General features: G+C 73.7%; 17 protein-coding genes. 9 read left to right on the top strand and 8 right to left on the bottom strand.

All coding sequences use genetic code 11. The features are described from left to right. The first annotated feature begins 18 nt into the window (after positions 1-18). Positions 19-1,059, top strand: a complete 1,041-nt coding sequence (locus AC6CKD_RS18195) for an NUDIX hydrolase (RefSeq protein ID WP_498328507.1) — start codon at positions 19-21, stop codon at positions 1,057-1,059. Positions 1,060-1,113: 54 nt separating this feature from the next. Here the strand turns inward: AC6CKD_RS18195 and AC6CKD_RS18190 are convergent, their stop codons facing one another. Continuing rightward, complete coding sequence (locus tag AC6CKD_RS18190; protein ID WP_498328506.1) at positions 1,114-1,929, bottom strand: MBL fold metallo-hydrolase; 816 nt, start codon at positions 1,927-1,929, stop codon at positions 1,114-1,116. Positions 1,930-2,027: 98 nt separating this feature from the next. Continuing rightward, positions 2,028-3,392 carry a dipeptidase gene (locus tag AC6CKD_RS18185; protein WP_498328505.1) on the bottom strand — a complete coding sequence of 455 codons (1,365 nt, stop codon included), beginning with the start codon at positions 3,390-3,392 and terminating at the stop codon, positions 2,028-2,030. 201 nt (positions 3,393-3,593) lie between these two features. Between AC6CKD_RS18185 and AC6CKD_RS18180 the strand changes: the two genes are divergently transcribed. Continuing rightward, on the top strand, positions 3,594-4,988 hold the full coding sequence (locus AC6CKD_RS18180) for a geranylgeranyl reductase family protein (protein WP_498328504.1): 1,395 nt from the start codon (positions 3,594-3,596) through the stop codon (positions 4,986-4,988). Between the two features lie 562 nt (positions 4,989-5,550). Here the strand turns inward: AC6CKD_RS18180 and AC6CKD_RS18175 are convergent. Next, complete coding sequence (locus tag AC6CKD_RS18175) at positions 5,551-6,009, bottom strand: nitroreductase/quinone reductase family protein (RefSeq protein ID WP_498328503.1); 459 nt, start codon at positions 6,007-6,009, stop codon at positions 5,551-5,553. 148 nt (positions 6,010-6,157) lie between these two features. On the opposite strand from AC6CKD_RS18175, the gene AC6CKD_RS18170 reads away from it, so the two are divergent. Together AC6CKD_RS18170 and AC6CKD_RS18165 are read left to right on the top strand one after the other, a co-directional pair. Then, positions 6,158-6,856, top strand: a complete 699-nt coding sequence (locus tag AC6CKD_RS18170) for a TetR/AcrR family transcriptional regulator (protein ID WP_498328502.1) — start codon at positions 6,158-6,160, stop codon at positions 6,854-6,856. Between the two features lie 230 nt (positions 6,857-7,086). Then, positions 7,087-8,064 carry a spherulation-specific family 4 protein gene (locus tag AC6CKD_RS18165; protein ID WP_498328501.1) on the top strand — a complete coding sequence of 326 codons (978 nt, stop codon included), beginning with the start codon at positions 7,087-7,089 and terminating at the stop codon, positions 8,062-8,064. A 31-nt stretch (positions 8,065-8,095) separates the two neighbouring features. Here the strand turns inward: AC6CKD_RS18165 and AC6CKD_RS18160 are convergent, their stop codons facing one another. From AC6CKD_RS18160 to AC6CKD_RS18150, 3 genes are all read right to left on the bottom strand, one after another. Next, a complete protein-coding gene (locus AC6CKD_RS18160) occupies positions 8,096-8,884 on the bottom strand; it encodes a DUF6892 domain-containing protein (protein WP_498328500.1) in 789 nt (262 codons plus the stop codon). 9 nt (positions 8,885-8,893) lie between these two features. Beyond that, the gene (locus AC6CKD_RS18155; protein WP_498328499.1) at positions 8,894-9,175 is read right to left on the bottom strand and encodes a DUF6332 family protein; all 282 of its coding nucleotides are present in this window, start codon (positions 9,173-9,175) and stop codon (positions 8,894-8,896) included. A gap of 92 nt (positions 9,176-9,267) precedes the next feature. Further along, positions 9,268-10,023 carry a maleylpyruvate isomerase family mycothiol-dependent enzyme gene (locus AC6CKD_RS18150; RefSeq protein ID WP_498328498.1) on the bottom strand — a complete coding sequence of 252 codons (756 nt, stop codon included), beginning with the start codon at positions 10,021-10,023 and terminating at the stop codon, positions 9,268-9,270. 95 nt (positions 10,024-10,118) lie between these two features. On the opposite strand from AC6CKD_RS18150, the gene AC6CKD_RS18145 reads away from it, so the two are divergent. Together AC6CKD_RS18145 and AC6CKD_RS18140 are read left to right on the top strand one after the other, a co-directional pair. Next, positions 10,119-10,796 (top strand): alpha-ketoglutarate-dependent dioxygenase AlkB family protein, encoded by a 678-nt coding sequence (locus AC6CKD_RS18145; RefSeq protein ID WP_498328497.1) that lies wholly within the window; start codon positions 10,119-10,121, stop codon positions 10,794-10,796. Positions 10,797-10,839: 43 nt separating this feature from the next. Next, positions 10,840-12,285 (top strand): ROK family protein, encoded by a 1,446-nt coding sequence (locus tag AC6CKD_RS18140; protein ID WP_498328496.1) that lies wholly within the window; start codon positions 10,840-10,842, stop codon positions 12,283-12,285. Between the two features lie 41 nt (positions 12,286-12,326). On the opposite strand, the gene AC6CKD_RS18135 is transcribed toward AC6CKD_RS18140, so the two are convergent. After that, positions 12,327-12,956 carry an ATP-binding protein gene (locus AC6CKD_RS18135; protein WP_498328495.1) on the bottom strand — a complete coding sequence of 210 codons (630 nt, stop codon included), beginning with the start codon at positions 12,954-12,956 and terminating at the stop codon, positions 12,327-12,329. A gap of 228 nt (positions 12,957-13,184) precedes the next feature. Between AC6CKD_RS18135 and cds1 the strand changes: the two genes are divergently transcribed. After that, on the top strand, positions 13,185-14,315 hold the full coding sequence (cds1, locus tag AC6CKD_RS18130) for an L-cysteine desulfhydrase Cds1 (RefSeq protein ID WP_498328494.1): 1,131 nt from the start codon (positions 13,185-13,187) through the stop codon (positions 14,313-14,315). A 194-nt stretch (positions 14,316-14,509) separates the two neighbouring features. Beyond that, the gene (locus AC6CKD_RS18125; protein WP_498328493.1) at positions 14,510-15,067 is read left to right on the top strand and encodes a hypothetical protein; all 558 of its coding nucleotides are present in this window, start codon (positions 14,510-14,512) and stop codon (positions 15,065-15,067) included. 173 nt (positions 15,068-15,240) lie between these two features. On the opposite strand, the gene AC6CKD_RS18120 is transcribed toward AC6CKD_RS18125, so the two are convergent. Further along, positions 15,241-15,750, bottom strand: coding sequence for an SRPBCC family protein (locus tag AC6CKD_RS18120; protein ID WP_498328492.1), 510 nt, complete (start codon positions 15,748-15,750; stop codon positions 15,241-15,243). Positions 15,751-15,953: 203 nt separating this feature from the next. On the opposite strand from AC6CKD_RS18120, the gene AC6CKD_RS18115 reads away from it, so the two are divergent. Next, on the top strand, positions 15,954-16,466 hold the full coding sequence (locus tag AC6CKD_RS18115; RefSeq protein ID WP_498328491.1) for a GNAT family N-acetyltransferase: 513 nt from the start codon (positions 15,954-15,956) through the stop codon (positions 16,464-16,466). Positions 16,467-16,495: the final 29 nt, after the last annotated feature.

Here is a 16,495-nt window from a genome sequence, read left to right as displayed (position 1 = left end):
ATCGGGAGAGGGGTAGACGTGATTGTCTGGATCAACGGTACCTTCGGCGCCGGGAAGAGCAGCACAGCGCGCGAGCTGACCGGCCTCCTGCCGGAGAGCACCTTGTTCGACCCGGAGTTCATCGGTGACGCGCTGCGCGTACTGCTGCCGCGCAAGCGCCTTGCCGAGGTGTCCGACTACCAGGACCTGCCGAGCTGGCGGCGGCTCGTCGTGGATACGGCGGCGGCGATGCTGGCGGAGCTGGGCGGGGTGCTGGTGGTACCGATGACGCTGCTGCGCCAGGAGTACCGCGACGAGATCTTCGGCGGGCTCGCGGCGCGCAGGATCGCGGTGCGGCACGTGCTGCTCGCACCGGAGGAAACGATCCTTCGGGAGCGGATCGCGACCCGTGAGGAGCCCGGGGCGGCGCAAGACGTGGACCTGAGGGTGCGGCGGTGGGCCTACGACCACATCCCCGTCTACCAGCTCGCGCTGGGCTGGCTCGCGGCCGACGCCCACGTCATCGACAACGGGACGCTCACCGTACGGGAGACGGCCCAGCGGATCGCCGAGGCCGTACGGACCGACACGGCCCGGGTCTGCGACATCGTGCAGACCCCGCAGCCGACGCGCGAGACGGTCGCGGCGGGAGTGCTGCTCTTCGACGACGCGGACCGGGTGCTGCTGGTGGATCCGACGTACAAGCCGGGGTGGGAGTTCCCGGGCGGGGTCGTCGAGGCCGGGGAGGCCCCGGCGTGCGCGGGGGTACGGGAGGTCGAGGAGGAACTCGGCCTCGTACTGGAGCGCCTCCCCGAGCTCCTGGTCGTGGACTGGGAGCCGCCGGGGCCTCCGGCGGGCTACGGCGGCCTGCGGCTGCTGTTCGACGGCGGCCGGCTGTCGGCGGCGCAGACCGGACGGCTGCGGCTGCCCGGCCCGGAGCTGCGGGCCTGGCGGTTCGTGACGGAGGAGGAAGCGGCGGACCTGCTGCCGCCGGTGCGGTACGAGAGGCTCCGGTGGGCCCTGCGGGCACGCGAGCGGGGCCGGGCGGCGTACCTGGAAGCGGGGCGCGCGGTCCCGTAGCGGAGGGAGCGGGCCCGGGGGCGGTCTCGGGCCGGCCCCGGGTCGGCATCGGGATCAGCCCGCCGGGGCGGGCGAAGGCTGAGCCGCGGGTGCGGCTGCGGGTGTGTTGGTGGGAGTGGGCGTGGGAGTGGCTTCCGCTTCCGCCTGGGCCTTCGCCGCCGTTTCCGCTGCCGCGAGCAGGGTGGCCGCGGTGTCGGAGGTCAGCGGGTCGCCGTGGCCGAAGCAAGCCGTGGAGGGGGAGAGGGCGGCCAGCCGGAGCATCGACTCGACGGCCCCGGCGCGGTCCACGTTGAAGACGCCGAGGATCACCTGTCCAACGCCGGCGACGCAGTCGCCCGTGAACAGCACGCCGTGCGCGGGGAGATGGATGCCGATGCTGCCCGGGGTGTGACCCGGGGCATGGACGACGACCGCGCCGCCGCCGAAGGAGAGTACCTCGCCGTCCGCCAACTCCTGGTCCACTGCGGTCGCAGGAGCCTGTGGGACCGTCATGGCGTGCTCCCACAGCGGCAGTTCCCAGTCCAGCAGCACCGGCTCCGGAACCGGCCGGTCGCCGCGGATCACCGGGGCGTCCAGTGCGTGCGCCAGCACCGGGGCGTCCAGTGCGTGCGCCAGCACCGGGGCGCCCCAGCGGGCGGAGAGTTCGCCCGCCGAGCCGAAGTGGTCACCGTGGCAATGGGTCACGACGATCCGCTCCAGCCGCTCCGGCAGCAGCCCGAGGGAACGTATCGCCGCCTCGATCGCGTCCGCCGAACCGGCGTGGCCCGCGTCGATCAGGGTCAGGTCCGCTCCGTCACACCAGAGGTAGGCCTGGCCTATGGGGAACCGGAGCATGTGGAGGCGGTCGGGGATGACTTCTACGAGATCCATCACCCGAACGTATGTGTGCGGACCACGCTGACGACGCAGGTTGCGCCGTCAGCGTGGTCCGCTCCTAGCGGACAGTCGGGGAACCGCCCGTGGCACCGTCAGGCGCGCTTGGACTCCGCGTAGTTGAGGAGGAACAGCGCCTCCGTGACCGACAGGCGCTCCAGCTCCTCCGGGGAGACACTCTCGTTCACCGCGTGGATCTGTGCCTCCGGCTCGCTCAGGCCGATGAGCAGCATCTCCGCGCCCGGGTACAGCTCGGTCAGCGTGTTGCACAGGGGGATGGAGCCGCCCATGCCGCTGATCTGCATCTCCTGGCCCGGGTAGGCCACCTTCATGGCCTGCGCCATCGAGGCGTACGCGGGACTGTCCGTGTCCGCCTGGAACGGCTGTCCCTGGCCGACGACTTCGAGCTCCAGGCGCGCCTTCCACGGGGTGTGCGCCACCAGGTGCGCCTCCAGCAGCTTGATCGCCTCGGCCGTGTCCGCGCCCGGCGGCACCCGCAGGCTCACCAGCGCGCCCGCGCTCGCGTGCACCGAGGGGGTGGCGCCGATCAGCGGCGGGGAGTCGATGGCCAGCACGGTGACGGCCGGCCGGGACCACAGCCGGTCCGCGATCGTGCCCTCGCCGATCAGCTCGACCCCTTCGAGCACCTTCGCGTCGGAGCGGAAGTCGGCCTCCGGGTACTGGAGCCCCTCCCACACCGCGTCCGAGTCCAGCCCTTCCACGGTGGTCGAACCGTCCGGCGCGCGCAGCGAGGCGAGGAGCTGGATCAGCGCGGCCATCGCGTCGGGGGCGGCTCCGCCGAACATGCCGGAGTGCAGATTTCCGCCCAGGGTGTCGATCTTGACCTTCAGCAGGCACATGCCGCGCAGGGTCGCGGTGACCGTGGGCAGGCCCGTACGGAAGTTGCCCGCGTCGCCGATCACGACGGCGTCGGCGGCCAGCAGTTCGGGGTGGGCGGTCGCGTACTGCTGGAGGCCGCCGGTGCCCTGCTCCTCCGAACCCTCGACGATCACCTTCACGTTCACCGGCACACCGCCGTTGGCCTTCAGGGCGCGCAGCGCGAGCAGGTGCAGGATGAACCCGCCCTTGCAGTCGGCGGTACCGCGGCCGTACCAGCGGCCGTTCCGCTCGGTCAGCTCGAAGGCGGGGGAGACCCAGGCCGCGTCGTCCAGCGGGGGCTGCACGTCGTAGTGCGCGTACAGGAGGACGGTCGGGGCGTCCGCCGGGCCGGGCAGGAACCCGTACACCGACTGGGTGCCGTCGGGGGTGTCGAGCAGCGCCACATCCTGGAAGTCCTCGGCGCGCAGCGCGTCGGCCACCCAGTTCGCGGCGCCCTGGCTCTCGCTCTGGGGGAACTGGGCCCAGTCCGCCACCGACTGGAAAGCCACCAGCTCGGACAGCTCCTGCTTGGCGCGGGGCATCAGCGAGGCGACGGTCTCGGCGATCGGATGAGACGGCATGGGCACGCTCCTCTTGGGTGCGACGTTGGTGTACGTGTACGGGCACGCATACGCGTCCCGCATGCGCGGGGTGTGCGTATGCGGGCTACGGCGAAAGACTCTTCCGATCCTCGCACAACGGGGCAGTCGATCTCGCGCCGTAGGATTTCCCCGGCATCGGAGCAACGGCATGAACCGCATGATCAGGAGCAGCAGCACATCGTGAGCAGCGACGAGAGCGACAGCGGCGACGTACGCGACGCGGCGACAGGACAGGCCGCTCAGGGGGCGGACGCGGAGACGGCCGGGGGGACCGGCGAGGTGTGGGACGTGGTCGTGGTCGGGGCCGGGCCGGCCGGGTCATCGGCCGCGCACGCGGCGGCAAGCGCGGGACGGCGCGTTCTGCTGTTGGAGAAGGCTGAACTGCCCCGCTACAAGACCTGCGGCGGAGGCATCATCGGCCCCTCGCGCGATGCGCTCCCGCCGGGTTTCGTGCTGCCCTTCAAGGACCGCGTCCACGCGGTCACCTTCTCGCTGGACGGGAAGTACCCCAGGACCCGGCGTTCGAAGCAGATGTTGTTCGGGCTGATCAACCGGCCCGAGTTCGACGCGGCGCTGGTCGCCGCGGCGGAGAAGGCGGGCGCCACGGTCCGTACGGGCACGGCCGTCGTGCGGGTGGAACAGCACGGGGCCTCCGTGCCCGACCGGCGGACCGTCGCCGTGATCCTCGCTGACGGCGAGACCGTGCTGGCCCGGTCCGTGGTCGGCGCGGACGGCAGCGCGAGCCGGATCGGCGCGCACGTCGGCGTCGAGATGGAGCAGGTCGACCTCGGCCTGGAGGCGGAGATCCCCGTCCCGGAGACGGTCGCCGCGGACTGGAAGGGCCGGGTCCTCATCGACTGGGGGCCGCTGCCCGGCAGCTACGGCTGGGTCTTCCCCAAGGGCGACACCCTCACCGTCGGGGTCATCTCGGCGAAGGGCGAGGGCGCCGCGACCAAGCGGTACCTGGACGACTTCATCGCCCGGCTGGGCCTGTCGGGCTTCGAACCGGCGCTCTCCTCAGGGCACTTGACCCGCTGCCGGAAGCCCGGATCGCCGCTTTCGCGCGGGCGGGTCCTGGTCGCGGGCGACGCGGCAGGACTGCTGGAGCCGTGGACCCGGGAGGGCATCTCCTTCGCGCTGCGCTCGGGGCGGCTCGCCGGGGAGTGGGCCGTGAAGATCTCCGAGGCCCAGGACGCGGTGGACGCGCGCCGCCAGGCCCTCAACTACGCCTTCGCCATCAAGGCCGGCCTGGGTGTGGAGATGGGCGTCGGCCGGCGGATGCTGGAACTCTTCGAGGCCAAGCCGGGCCTGCTGCACGCGGCGATCACCGGCTTGCGGCCGGCCTGGCTGGCCTTCGCCCGGATCGCGCGGGGCTCGCTGACACTGGCCGAGATGGTGCGCACGTACCCGCTGGCGCGCAAGGCGCTGCACGTGCTCGACGCGCGCCAGGCGCGGAGCCGGGGCGAGGCCGGGGGCGGTGGCGGTGGCGGGGTTGCCGGCGACGCCGGGTCCGCGTCCGCGCCGGCCTCCGGATCGGGGGAGCGGGACGGAGCCGAGGGCGAGGCCAAGGGCTGAAGCCGGGGGCTGAGGCCGGGGGACGCCCGGGGCTGCCCGGGTCCGCGTCGTCGGCCCCCGTGGGGCAGCGGCGGCGTCGAAGTGCGGAGCGTGGCGGTCTTGCCGGGTGTACCGGCGAGGCCGCCGCCGCGTTTTCCGGGGCCGCGGAGGAGCGACGGGTGGAGGTGGGTCCCCGGCGCCGCCGCGGTCGGGGGCGTGGCGTGTGGTGACGAGCGGGCGGCAGGTCCCCGTGGCCGCCCGGGCGGGACGGGGCGGGCAGCCGGCTTGGGGCCCGTCCGGCCTGGCCTGGGGGCGGCGAGGAGGGCGGAGACGGCGGACGGCGGGGAACGCTAGGCCGGCGGGTGCCGGCGGGTGCTGGGGACGGCGGACGGCGGACGGCCGGGAACGTCGGGTCGGCGGGTGCCGGCGGGCGGGGACGGCGGGGCGGGCGGGTGGCGGCGGGCGCCGGGGAACGCGGGTGACGGGGAACGCGCGGCGGGCAGGTGACGGCGGGCGGGTGACGGCGGACGGGGGAAACGCGGGGCGGGCGGATGACGGGTGGCCGGAGGCCGGAGTGGGCGGGTCAGGGGGCGACCGTGATGCGGAAGACCGGGTGGTCGGGGGCGGCGGCGCGGAGCTCGGACTCGGAGGACTTCGCGGTGACCCCGTTGAAGAACCGGTTGACCTCCCAGCCCCACTTCTTCAGGTAGCCGCGCAGGACGACGGCCTGCTCGGCGGGGTCGGTGATCTCGGTGACCGTGAAGGCGTGCACGGTGCGGCCCAACCGGAGCTCGCCGCCGCCCGCGGCGCGCATGTTGCGGACCCACTGGGAGTGGCCGCGGGCGGAGACCAGGTACCGGGTGCCGTCCTGGTGGTACGGGTTCACCGGGATCCGCTGCATCTTGCCGGAGGTGCGGCCGCGCACCGACAGCTCGGCCGTCCCGGCCAGGCTCATGCCGAGGCGGGCGAGCCTGCCGACGAGGGCGTTGAAGCGGATGTCGAGCGGGCCGGCCTTCACGTAGTACGGCTTGGGCGCGTTCATGGTCGCCTCCGAGGAGTTTGGGAGAGCACTGCTCTCGCTTGAGAACAGTGTGCACGGATTGCTGCTCCAAAACAAGAGCGGTGCTCTCGCAATGGATCGTCGCTCTCGTTGTTGGGCACTGCTCTACCTGCGTGGCACACTGACCCTCATGAGCACCGTGCGAGGGGCCAGGGAACGGGCCCGCATCGAAGTCACCGCCGCCATCAAGGACGAGGCGCGCCGCGCGCTCGCGGCCGAGGGCGCCGCCAAGCTCTCGCTGCGCGCCGTCGCCCGCGAGCTGGGCATGGTCTCCTCCGCCCTCTACCGCTACTTCCCCAGCCGCGACGAGCTCCTCACGGCCCTCATCGTCGACGCCTACGACAGCGTCGGCGCCGCCGCCGAGCGTGCCGACGCCCGCTCGCTCGCGGCCGGCGGGACCCCCCGCGCCCGCTGGGTCGAGGTCTGCGGTTCCGTGCGCGACTGGGCGCTGGAGCACCCGCACGAGTACGCCCTCATCTACGGCTCGCCCGTCCCCGGCTACACCGCCCCCCTCGACACCGTGGGCCCCGCCTCCCGCGTCGGCATCATCCTCATCGGCATCGTCCGTGCCGCCTACGAGGGCCGCGGGATCTCCCTCCCGCCGCTCCCCGCCGAGCTGCGCACCGAAGCGGCCCGGATGGCCGCGGACTTCACCGACGGCCTGCCCCCCGAGGCCGCCGCTGCCCTGGTCGCCGCCTGGGCGCAGCTCTTCGGGCTGATCTCCTTCGAACTGTTCGGCCAGTTCGACCGGGTCGTCGAGGACCGCGCCGCGTTCTTCGCGCACGCCGCCGCGCAGCTGGCGCACGGGGTCGGGCTGTCCGCCGTATAGGGCGGTACGGGGCCCGCGCGGGAGCCGCGCGGGCGAGCCCCGCGCGGCCGGACCGGCGGGGGGTGGGGAAAGTTCGCTTGTCAGTTCCTCGTACTGAAGCGGGGGAATCCGCCTTGGCGCCCCCGGCCGCCCGTCTAGTGTTCCTCGGGCCGGTGTCCCGTCCCGGGTGCCGTCCCCGGCGCCCGGCCATCGCCCCGGCGCCGCCCCCGCCGCCGCCCCGAGGAGCAGTCATGACCCGCGCCGCGAAGGCCGTTTACGCCGTACTGGCCACCCTCTTACTCGCCGCGCCGGCGCCGGCCGTCACCGCGTCGGCGAGCTCGGAGCCGGCCCGAGCCCAGGCCCGCGACCGTGGCCCGGCCCCCGCCCCGGCCCCGGTCCCCGAGGTGAGACCGACCCCCCGGGCGGCCGGCGTACGGGGCCTGGAGATAGCCGTCCCGGCCTACGTCTGGGCCGACGACCCGATGCTCGTCGATCTCACCGCCACCAGCCCGGCCGCCTCGGTGGTGGTCCTCAACCCGGGCAACGGCGACTCCCCGTTCGACGACCCCTGGCAGGCCCGCGCCGACGTCCTGCGCACCGGCACCACCGCCACCGGCGAGAAGACCAAGGTGCTCGGCTACGTCCACACCGACCACGGCAACCGCGACATCGCCGCCGTCAAGGCCTCCGTGGACAACTACCTGAAGACTCCCGACGGCCGCCTCCACGTGGACGGCATCTTCTTCGACGTCGTCAGCCGCGACTGCGGCCCGGCCAACGCCACCCGCGACCACTACGCGGAGCTCCGCCGCTACGTCCAGGACACCATGGACACGGTGGACCCGGGCGCCGAGGACCTGGTCGTGAACAACCCCGGTACGGCCATCGCCGACTGCTTCCTGGAGCCCGGCCGCCGCACGGCCGACGTCTTCGTCACCTTCGAGGACACTTACGCGGCCCACACGGGCGGCGGCTGGCTCGGCGGCAACGTCTTCAACGCGCTCACCGGCTACCGCTCCGGCGCCGAACTCGACCCGAGCGGCACCGCGTTCTGGCACCTCGTGCACGACGTCCCGGACGCCACCGCGATGCGCGCGACGCTCCGTACCGTCTTCGAACGCGGCGCGGGCTACGCCTACGCCACCAGCGCCAAGATGCCCAACCCCTGGGACGCCCAGCCCAGTTGGACGTACCGCGCCCAGACGTCCTACGCGTCGAACGTGGGCTGAGCCGCGCCGGTTCCCCGCGCGGCCGGGAGCGTCACCAGTCGAAGGCGAGGGTGACACCGCGTGCGGCGAGGCCCTCGACGACCCGGGCGTTGTCGAACGCGGAGCGGACCGGGTGCTCGTCCCCGCGGATGCGGGCGAAGCGGCGGTAGCGCAGCGTGCGCAGGGACGTGATGCGCTCCAATGGCGCGAGGTCGATCACGTCGCGGCCTTCGGCGTCGTGGCAGCCGTCGAGGGAGAGGTGCTCCAGCGGGAGGCCGCTCAGGGGGCGCAGGTCGTCCACTCGCTTGGAGCCCAGCGCGAGCGAGGTCAGCGAGCGGGCACCGGCGAGGGGCGCGAGGTCCGTCTCGTCGTCGTAGTCGCCGGTCAGGGAGAGCGCACGGAGCCGGTCGCAGGAGGTCAGGGGCGTCAGGTCCGTGACCTCGGTAAGCTCCAGATGAAGGGCTTCAAGGCCGGGAAGGGCCGCGCCCAAGCCGTCGAGCGCGCGAATGTGGAACTCCTCGCAGTCACCGCCCCACTCGCTCCAGACCAGGGCGATGGCCTTCGACGAGGTGTGCCACCTCAGCTCCCGAACGGTGGCGCACTGGGCCTCGGTGACGGGCAGTCCGAGCAGGGCATCGGCCACGTCCTGCCGGTAGTCGAAGTTTTCGAGGCCGTCGAGCCACTCGTCGCAGACGTCGTCGCACGCGTCCCCGCAGACGTGCACCCCTTCGGGCACCGGGGGCTGGAAGAGCGGCAGCGTGCCCGCTTCCATCAGCTGACTGACCACGGCCAGCCGCAGATTGGTGTCGGTGAGCTCGTTGAGAGGGCCGGGGATGCGCATGCCGGGACTCTAGTGCCCGGGCCCGTGTCCTTCGCACGGCGGGACCTCGTCCTGCGGGCGCCGGGCGAAGCGCCACAGGACGTGCGTGACCCGGAGCAGGAACACCGCCGCGGCCAGGGCGGCGCCGACCGTCGCCAGGCTTCGGTCGACGGCGGGGGAGAGGTCGAAGGCGAGGACCGGGCCGTACAGCGCCGCGAAGGCGAGTCCGGCCGCGAAGCCGCCGCTGACGAAGGCGTACACGATCTCGATGGTGACCGCGTCCCGGCCGGCCTGACTGCGTCGTCGCTCCATGCGCGCAGTCTCCCCGCGCGAGCCGCACCACGACAAGGGGTGCCCCCGGTGCCCGAGGCCAGAGAGCAGAGGCCAGAGGCCGGAGCCGGAGGTCAGATGCCGGCCGTGTCCACCCAGAGCCGGGCCAGTTCCGCATCGCCCGTCACGCCCGGTCCGGTGAGCGGCTGCCGGTTCCACAGCGCCGCATAGAGCCAGGAGGCCTCGCCCGTCAGCGTGCAGTCGGCCTCCTCGCCGTCCGTGCCGTCCGCGTATCCGCGCACCGTGCGCGCCGACTCCTGGGACAGGTGCACGGTCCACACCGCGCCCGTGTCCGAGGCCCGTACCCGCATCACCCGCGGCTCCGCCGTCCGCACCCGGCTCTGCGGCCGCGCATGGAACCCGGTCAGCAGCTCGTCCACCCCGTCCTCCGCGAAGTCCGGGTCCACCGCCCCGTAGGGCACGCCCAGCGCGGCTTCCGCGTCCATCCGGTGCACGGTGGTCTCGTGCGCCTGGCGCCGCGCCCAGAAGGCCAGCGGCGAAGGCGGCGCGGTCGGCAGGAAGGTCCAGCACCGCGCATCGGCCGAAGTCCCGGTCAGCGTCCGCACCAGCGTGGCGTGGCCCTCGCGGAACCAGGCCAGCAGTTCCGCGCCCACCAGCTCCGGCGCGTCCGGGAACGGCACCCGCTCGGTCAGGCCCTGCGCCACGTACCCGGTGGCCCAGCGGTGCACGGAGCCGGTGTGGCGCAGCAGATCGGCGACCCGCCACTGCGGACAGGTGGGTACCAGGGCGTCCGTACCGACCCGTTCGGCGGTGGCGGCGAGCTGTTCGCCTTCGCGGGCCACGGTCTTCACATAGCTGATGATCTCCATGCCGGGAGTCTCGCAGCAGCCGCGTGGACGCACAACGAAGGAAGATGGAGGTCACGGAGGCGGTGGGGGGAGGTGGGTAGGAGGTGGCGGAAGCAATGGAGCACAGGGACGGCGAGCTCTTCCCGCGCGAGCTCTTCCCGCGCGAGCGGACCGAGATCGTGCCCGGCGCCGTGCACGTGCCCGACTGGCTCGGGCCCGGGCGGCAGCGGGAGTTGGTGGAGGCCTGCCGGGGATGGGCCAGGCCGCCCGCCGGGCTGCGGACGGTGCGCACGCCGGGCGGGGGGACGATGAGCGCCCGGCAGGTGTGCCTGGGGCTGCACTGGTACCCGTACGGATACGCCTCCACCGCCGTCGACGGGGACGGTGCGCCGGTCAAGGCGATGCCCGACTGGCTCGCGCGGCTGGGGCGCGACGCGGTGGCCGCAGCGTACGGGCAGGCTCCGGATCCGGAGGTCGCGTACGACATCGCCCTGGTCAACTTCTACGAGGGCGACTCCCGCATGGGCATGCACCGGGACGCGCAGGAGCGCTCCGAAGCCCCCGTGGTCTCGCTGAGCCTGGGTGATTCCTGCCTCTTCCGCTTCGGCAACACGGCCTCGCGCGGACGTCCGTATCGGGACCTTGAGCTGCGCAGCGGGAATCTGTTCGTCTTCGGCGGGCCGGTCCGACGGGCCTTTCACGGAGTGCCGAAAGTCCTGCCCGGCACCGCCCCGCAGGGCCTCGGGCTGACCGGGCGGCTGAACATCACACTGCGGGTCGGCGGGCTCGGCTAGCAGGCGGCGTTCTCGACCCTCCGATCATGCGAGGATCGCTGTCATGAACGGCAACGGGGCCCCGCGGCGGGTGGGGGATGTGACCACGGTGTCCGCTGAGACGGACGGGACCGACGGGACCGACGGGACCGACGGGACCGACGGGACCGACGGGACCGAAGGGACCGGCACGGCCGAGGGCTCCGACGGGGCCGGAGCCGCAGGAGCGTCCGCCGCGCCGACGGCGTCCCCCGGAGCGGCGTCCGCGTCCGCGGCGGCGGCGGCCTCCGCAGCGGCAGCCGGCTCCGCGCGGACCAAGCTGGAGCGGGGCCGCGGCGCGCTCGGGCCGGCGCTGGAGCTCGTCCACACCGGCCGGGCTCCGACCCGCGCCGTCCTGACGGCCGAGCTCGGCGTCACCCGCGCCACCGCCGGCGCCGTCGCCGCCGAGCTGGAGGCGCTCGGCCTGATCCGCGTCGACTCGCGGCCCGGCGGGGCGGGCGGAACCCAGGGCCGCCCGTCGCACCGGCTCTCCGTGGACGAGAACGGCCCGGTGGCCCTGGCCGCCCAGGTGCACTCGGACGGCTTCCGGGCCGCGCTGGTCGGCCTCGGCGGCCGGATCGTCGCCACGGCTCCCGGGCGGGTGCCCGTGTCGGCCGACCCCGCACAGGTGCTCGGCGCGGTGGTCGAAGCCGGGGCCGAGCTCCTCGCGCGCACCGGCCGGCGCTGCATCGGCGCCGGCCTCGCGGTGCCCTCGGCGGTCGCGGAGCCGGAGGGTACGGCGCTGAACCCGCTGCACCTGGCGTGGCCCGCCGGTTCCCCGGTCCGGGCCATCTTCGCCGACTGCGTGAAGGAGGCCGGCATCGACGGCCCCGCGCTGACCGGCAACGACGTGAACCTCGCCGCGCTCGCCGAGCACCGCCACGGCGCCGGCCGCAGCGCGCAGCACCTGCTGTGCGTGGCCACCGGGCACCGCGGGGTCGGCGGGGCGCTCGTCCTGGACGGCCGCCTGCACAGTGGGAGTGCGGGCCTGGCCCTGGAGGTCGGCCACCTCACCGTGAACCCGGAAGGGCGCGCCTGCCACTGCGGCAGCCGCGGCTGCCTCGACGTGGAGGCCGATCCGCTGGCCTTCCTCACCGCCGCCGGGCGCACCCCGGGCCCCGAGGTCTCGCTGCTCCAGCAGGCCCGCGACCTGCTCCGCGACGAAGCCGCGGACCCGGGGGTGCGGGCGGCGACCGAGGAGCTCATCGACCGGCTCGGCCTGGGCCTCGCGGGCCTGGTCAACATCCTGAATCCGGACCGGATCATCCTGGGCGGACTGCACCGAGAGCTGCTCTACGCCGACCCCGAGCGGCTGCGCGCGGTGGTCGCGGACCGCAGCCTGTGGGGGCGCAGCGGCGGCGTGCCGATCCTGCCGTGCACGCTCGACCACAACAGCCTGGTCGGCGCCGCCGAGCTGGCGTGGCAGCCGGTGCTGGACGACCCGCTCGGGACCCTGGGCGCGGCGGCCTGACGGGTGGGGCCGCCCCTCCGGCCGTCCGCGGCGGCCGGAGGCTACCCGGGCCGGACGCCGACCGAGGCGCTCACCGACAGGCCGGCGGAGACCGGCTCGGGGTGTGCGGCCGCGGGCGGGGCCGGCGCGTGGTCCCGTACGGGCTTCTTCTCGGCCAGGAGCACCGGCTTCTCGGCCAGGAGCACCGGAGGGCGCTCCGGTGCGGCCGGGCCGGGGGCGGCGCGCAGGGAGAACCACACCACCTTGCCCGGGCAGTCGTCCTGCCGCCGCGCACCCCAGGCCTCGCTGAGCGCCTCGACGAGCGCGAGCCCGCGTCCGGACGTCTCCAGGGCGTCGACCGGGCACGAGCCCGCGGGCCGGCCCGCCTCGGCGGCCTCGGCGGCGGCGCAGTCCCCGGAGTCCCGGAGCATCGGGAGGCGGGGGTCGCTGTCGTAGACGGAGACGGTCAGCCGGCCGAGGCGAAGCTCGATCTCGACCGTGCAGGTCTTGTCCGGCTGCGCATGGCGGTGGACGTTGCTGAGCAGCTCCGTCACGCCGAGCGCGGCCCGGTCTATGAGCGGATCGAGCTGCCAGTGGCGCAGTTGCGCTGAAACGATTCTGCGGATCTGTCCGATCCGCAAGGGCAGGGCCTGCAGTTCGACGACGCAGTGCCTGCGGGAATGACTGATCACGGCTGCGACTCCCCGACATCAGTGTTACGGGTGCTGCACCCTCGGTGACGCCTCCCCAGGGTCACCCACTGTGGGCCGGTGTGCAACCGAATGCGACCGAAAGTGATTCGCATAGATACCCAAAGTGACCATTTGTGCAGGTGGGCGGGGTACATTTCCAAAGCGGGCGGTGCGGAGACACGCCCGGCGCGCACTCGGAACCTCGGGAAGTACGAAGGAGCACGGCGCATGAGCACCACCACCGGTACGACCGCCACGACCGTCGACGTCGACCGCAGCGACGCGGACTACCGCGCGTGGCTGAAAGAGGCGGTCCGCAAGGTGCAGGCGGACGCGAACCGCTCCGCCGACACCCACCTCCTGCGCTTCCCGCTCCCGGAAGCCTGGGGCATCGACCTGTACCTCAAGGACGAGTCCACCCACCCGACGGGGTCCCTGAAGCACCGCCTGGCCCGCTCCCTGTTCCTCTACGCCCTCTGCAACGGCTGGATCCGCCCCGGCCGTCCCGTCATCGAGGCCTCGTCCGGTTCCACCGCCGTCTCGGAGGCGTACTTCGCCAAGCTGATCGGCGTCCCGTTCATCGCCGTCATGCCGCGGACGACGAGCCCCGAGAAGTGCCGGCTCATCGAGTTCCACGGCGGCGAATGCCACTTCGTCGACGACTCGATGAAGATGTACGAGGAGTCCGCGGAGCTCGCGGCCCGCACCGGGGGCCACTACATGGACCAGTTCACGTACGCGGAGCGGGCGACGGACTGGCGCGGCAACAACAACATCGCCGAATCGATGTACCAGCAGCTCCGGTTGGAGCGCTACCCGGAGCCCGCATGGATCGTGGCCACGGCCGGTACCGGCGGCACCTCCGCGACGATCGCGCGCTACGTGCACTACATGCAGCACGACACCCGCATCTGCGTCCCGGACCCGGAGAACTCCTGCTTCTTCGACGGCTGGACCCAGGGCGACCCGCACGCGACCAGCCACTGCGGCTCGCGCATCGAGGGCATCGGCCGGCCCCGGATGGAGCCGAGCTTCGTCCCCGGGGCCATCGACCGGATGATGCGGGTCCCGGACGCCGCGAGCGTCGCGGCGTGCCGTGCGCTGGAGCGCGTGATCGGCCGCAAGGCGGGCGGTTCCACCGGCACCGGGGTGTGGAGCGCGCTGAAGATCATTTCGGAGATGGTGGCGGAGGGCCGCACGGGCAGCGTCGTGACGCTGCTCTGCGACGGCGGCGAGCGCTACCTGGACAAGTACTACTCCGACGCGTGGCTGGCGGAGCAGGGGCTCGACATCACCCCGTACGCGCGGACGCTCGACACCATGCTGGCGACCGGCGTGTGGAGCGAGCCCGTCAGCTGAAACGTTTTCCCTGGCCGGGACCGGGCCGGCTGGCTACGCTGTGCGGACTTCGGGGTGCGGCGCGGGGGCGGGGAGTCATGGCCGAGTTCACGGATGGCGGTACGGGTGGCGGTACGGGTGTGCGAGGCCGAGCCGAGGGCCGCGACGGCGCGTTGGCCTGTCCGCGGTGCGGCCGGGAGGATCAGGTGCTCGGCGTGTCCGCCGCGTACCTGCGGGCCAAGGCCAAGCTGAGCGTGGAGAGCAAGGGCGGCGACGGCGACAACGTCACGACCCGCGAGGAGAACTCGGCGCTCGCCAAGGCCCTCGCGATCGCCCCGGACGAGCCGGACGACAGCACCATGGGCTGCCTGGGGGCGCTCCTCGTCCTGGTGTCGATCGGCGCGTTCATCTGGGGCGGGATCGCGGGGAAGTGGTTCGAGGGCGGCCCGGCGCCGCGGTTCTACGGGGGCGAAGGCGACCTTCCCTTCGGAGTCGAGGACCCCACGACCTACCTGGGCTGGATCTCGGCGGCCTCGCTGCTCCTGGGACCCCTCCTGCTGGCGCTGTCGGGCCGGGCGGTACGGGTCTGGCGCCGCCGGACCGAACCGGGCCGGGTGGCAGCCGACCGCGTCTGGGCGGACGGCTGGTACTGCGGCCGCTGCGGAACGGTCCACTTCACCGGCGAACCGGCCATGAGCTTGCAGGAGTTCCGCACCCGGGTCTGGTCGGCGGGCGGCTACGGGGACCTGGCGGTGCGGCACCCCGCGGTCTGAACCCCGACAGGCCCTGGCCCGCAACCCCGTAGGCACGGCGGCGCCGACTGCTTGCGCTGCGCGGACTTCGCTCACGGCGCGGCCTCGGGGGGCCGTGGCGGGCATCGGGCACGACAGGCCGGAGCGGGAACCCCGCGGACGCGGGACGGGCGGACCCGTCGCCCGGACGGCTCCTACTGATCTGCCTGACCCGGCCGATCCGTCCCATGCCGCCGCTCCGCCAGCCGCAGGTCCAGGGCGCGGACCGCCGAGCGGAAGGAGTGGCCGAGTCCCGGCCGGGCCGCGGCCACGGCGAAGCGGACGGCGGTCGGGCCGTCCACCGCAAAGGTCCACTGGACGTGGGTGCCGGAGCCGGAGGGGGAGAGGCGCCATTCCTCCAGGAGGGCCCGTATGCCGGGGGCGTTGGTCTCGTCGACCCGGTACGCGTAGCGCCGCTCCGGATCCGCGGCCATGATCGTTTCCTGGAAGCGCACCCCGCCCGCCAGTTTGACCTCGCGCCCGGCTCCGCCGTGGGTGGGCCGGGCCAGGGTGACGGCCCGGAACCAGCTCGGCCAGCCCTCCACCTCCTCGGCCAGCGCCCGGTACACGTGCTCGGGAGCCGCCGTGGTCCGGCCGGCGAAGACCAGGCGGGTGGGGGCGACTTCGATGAAGTCCAGTCCTACGGGGCGGAGTCGACGGGCCATGGCGGCACTCCCTCGGTTCGGCGGACGGCCGGCTGGGTCCGGTGGCATCCGGCGGGCTGTCACCTTAACTGTCGATCCGTCAGTTGTCCGCCTCGGGGTGGACGGGCGCGGGGATGGCCGGTGCGGGGACGGCCGGTGCGGGGACGGCCGGCGCGGGGGTCGAACCCGTTTCGCGGACCCGGCCCGGCCGGGACAATGCGCACATGCTTATCAGAGCAGCGCACATCGACGAGCTGTCCCTCCTGCGGGACATCGAGCGGGCCTCCGGGGAATGCTTCAGGACCATCGGGATGCCGGAGATCGCCGACGACGAACCGCTTCCGCTGGAGGAACTCCTCGGCTACCGGCGGGCCGGACTGGCCTGGGTCGCGGCCGAGGGCGCCGGGACGGGGAGCCCGGTCGGGTACCTCCTCGCCGACCGGGTCGACGGGAACCTCCACGTCGAGCAGGTGTCGGTGCATCCGGACAGCGCCCGCCGCCGCATCGGACGCTCCCTGCTGGAGCACCTCGCGGAACGGGGCCGGGCGGAGGGCGCCACCGCGCTGACCCTCACGACCTTCACCGACGTACCGTGGAACGCCCCCTACTACGCCCGCTGCGGCTTCCACACCCTGGACGACAGCGGGCTCGGCCCCGGCCTGCGGGACATCCGCGACCGCGAGGCCGTGCACGGGCTCGCCCGCTGGCCCCGGGTCTGCATGCGCCGGGACCTGTGAGGGGTCCCGGTACGCGTGCGGGCGAGTCC

The sequence above is a fragment of the Streptomyces sp. GQ60 genome, assembly GCF_059758875.1.
This window is presented reverse-complemented; position numbering and strand designations above follow the sequence as displayed.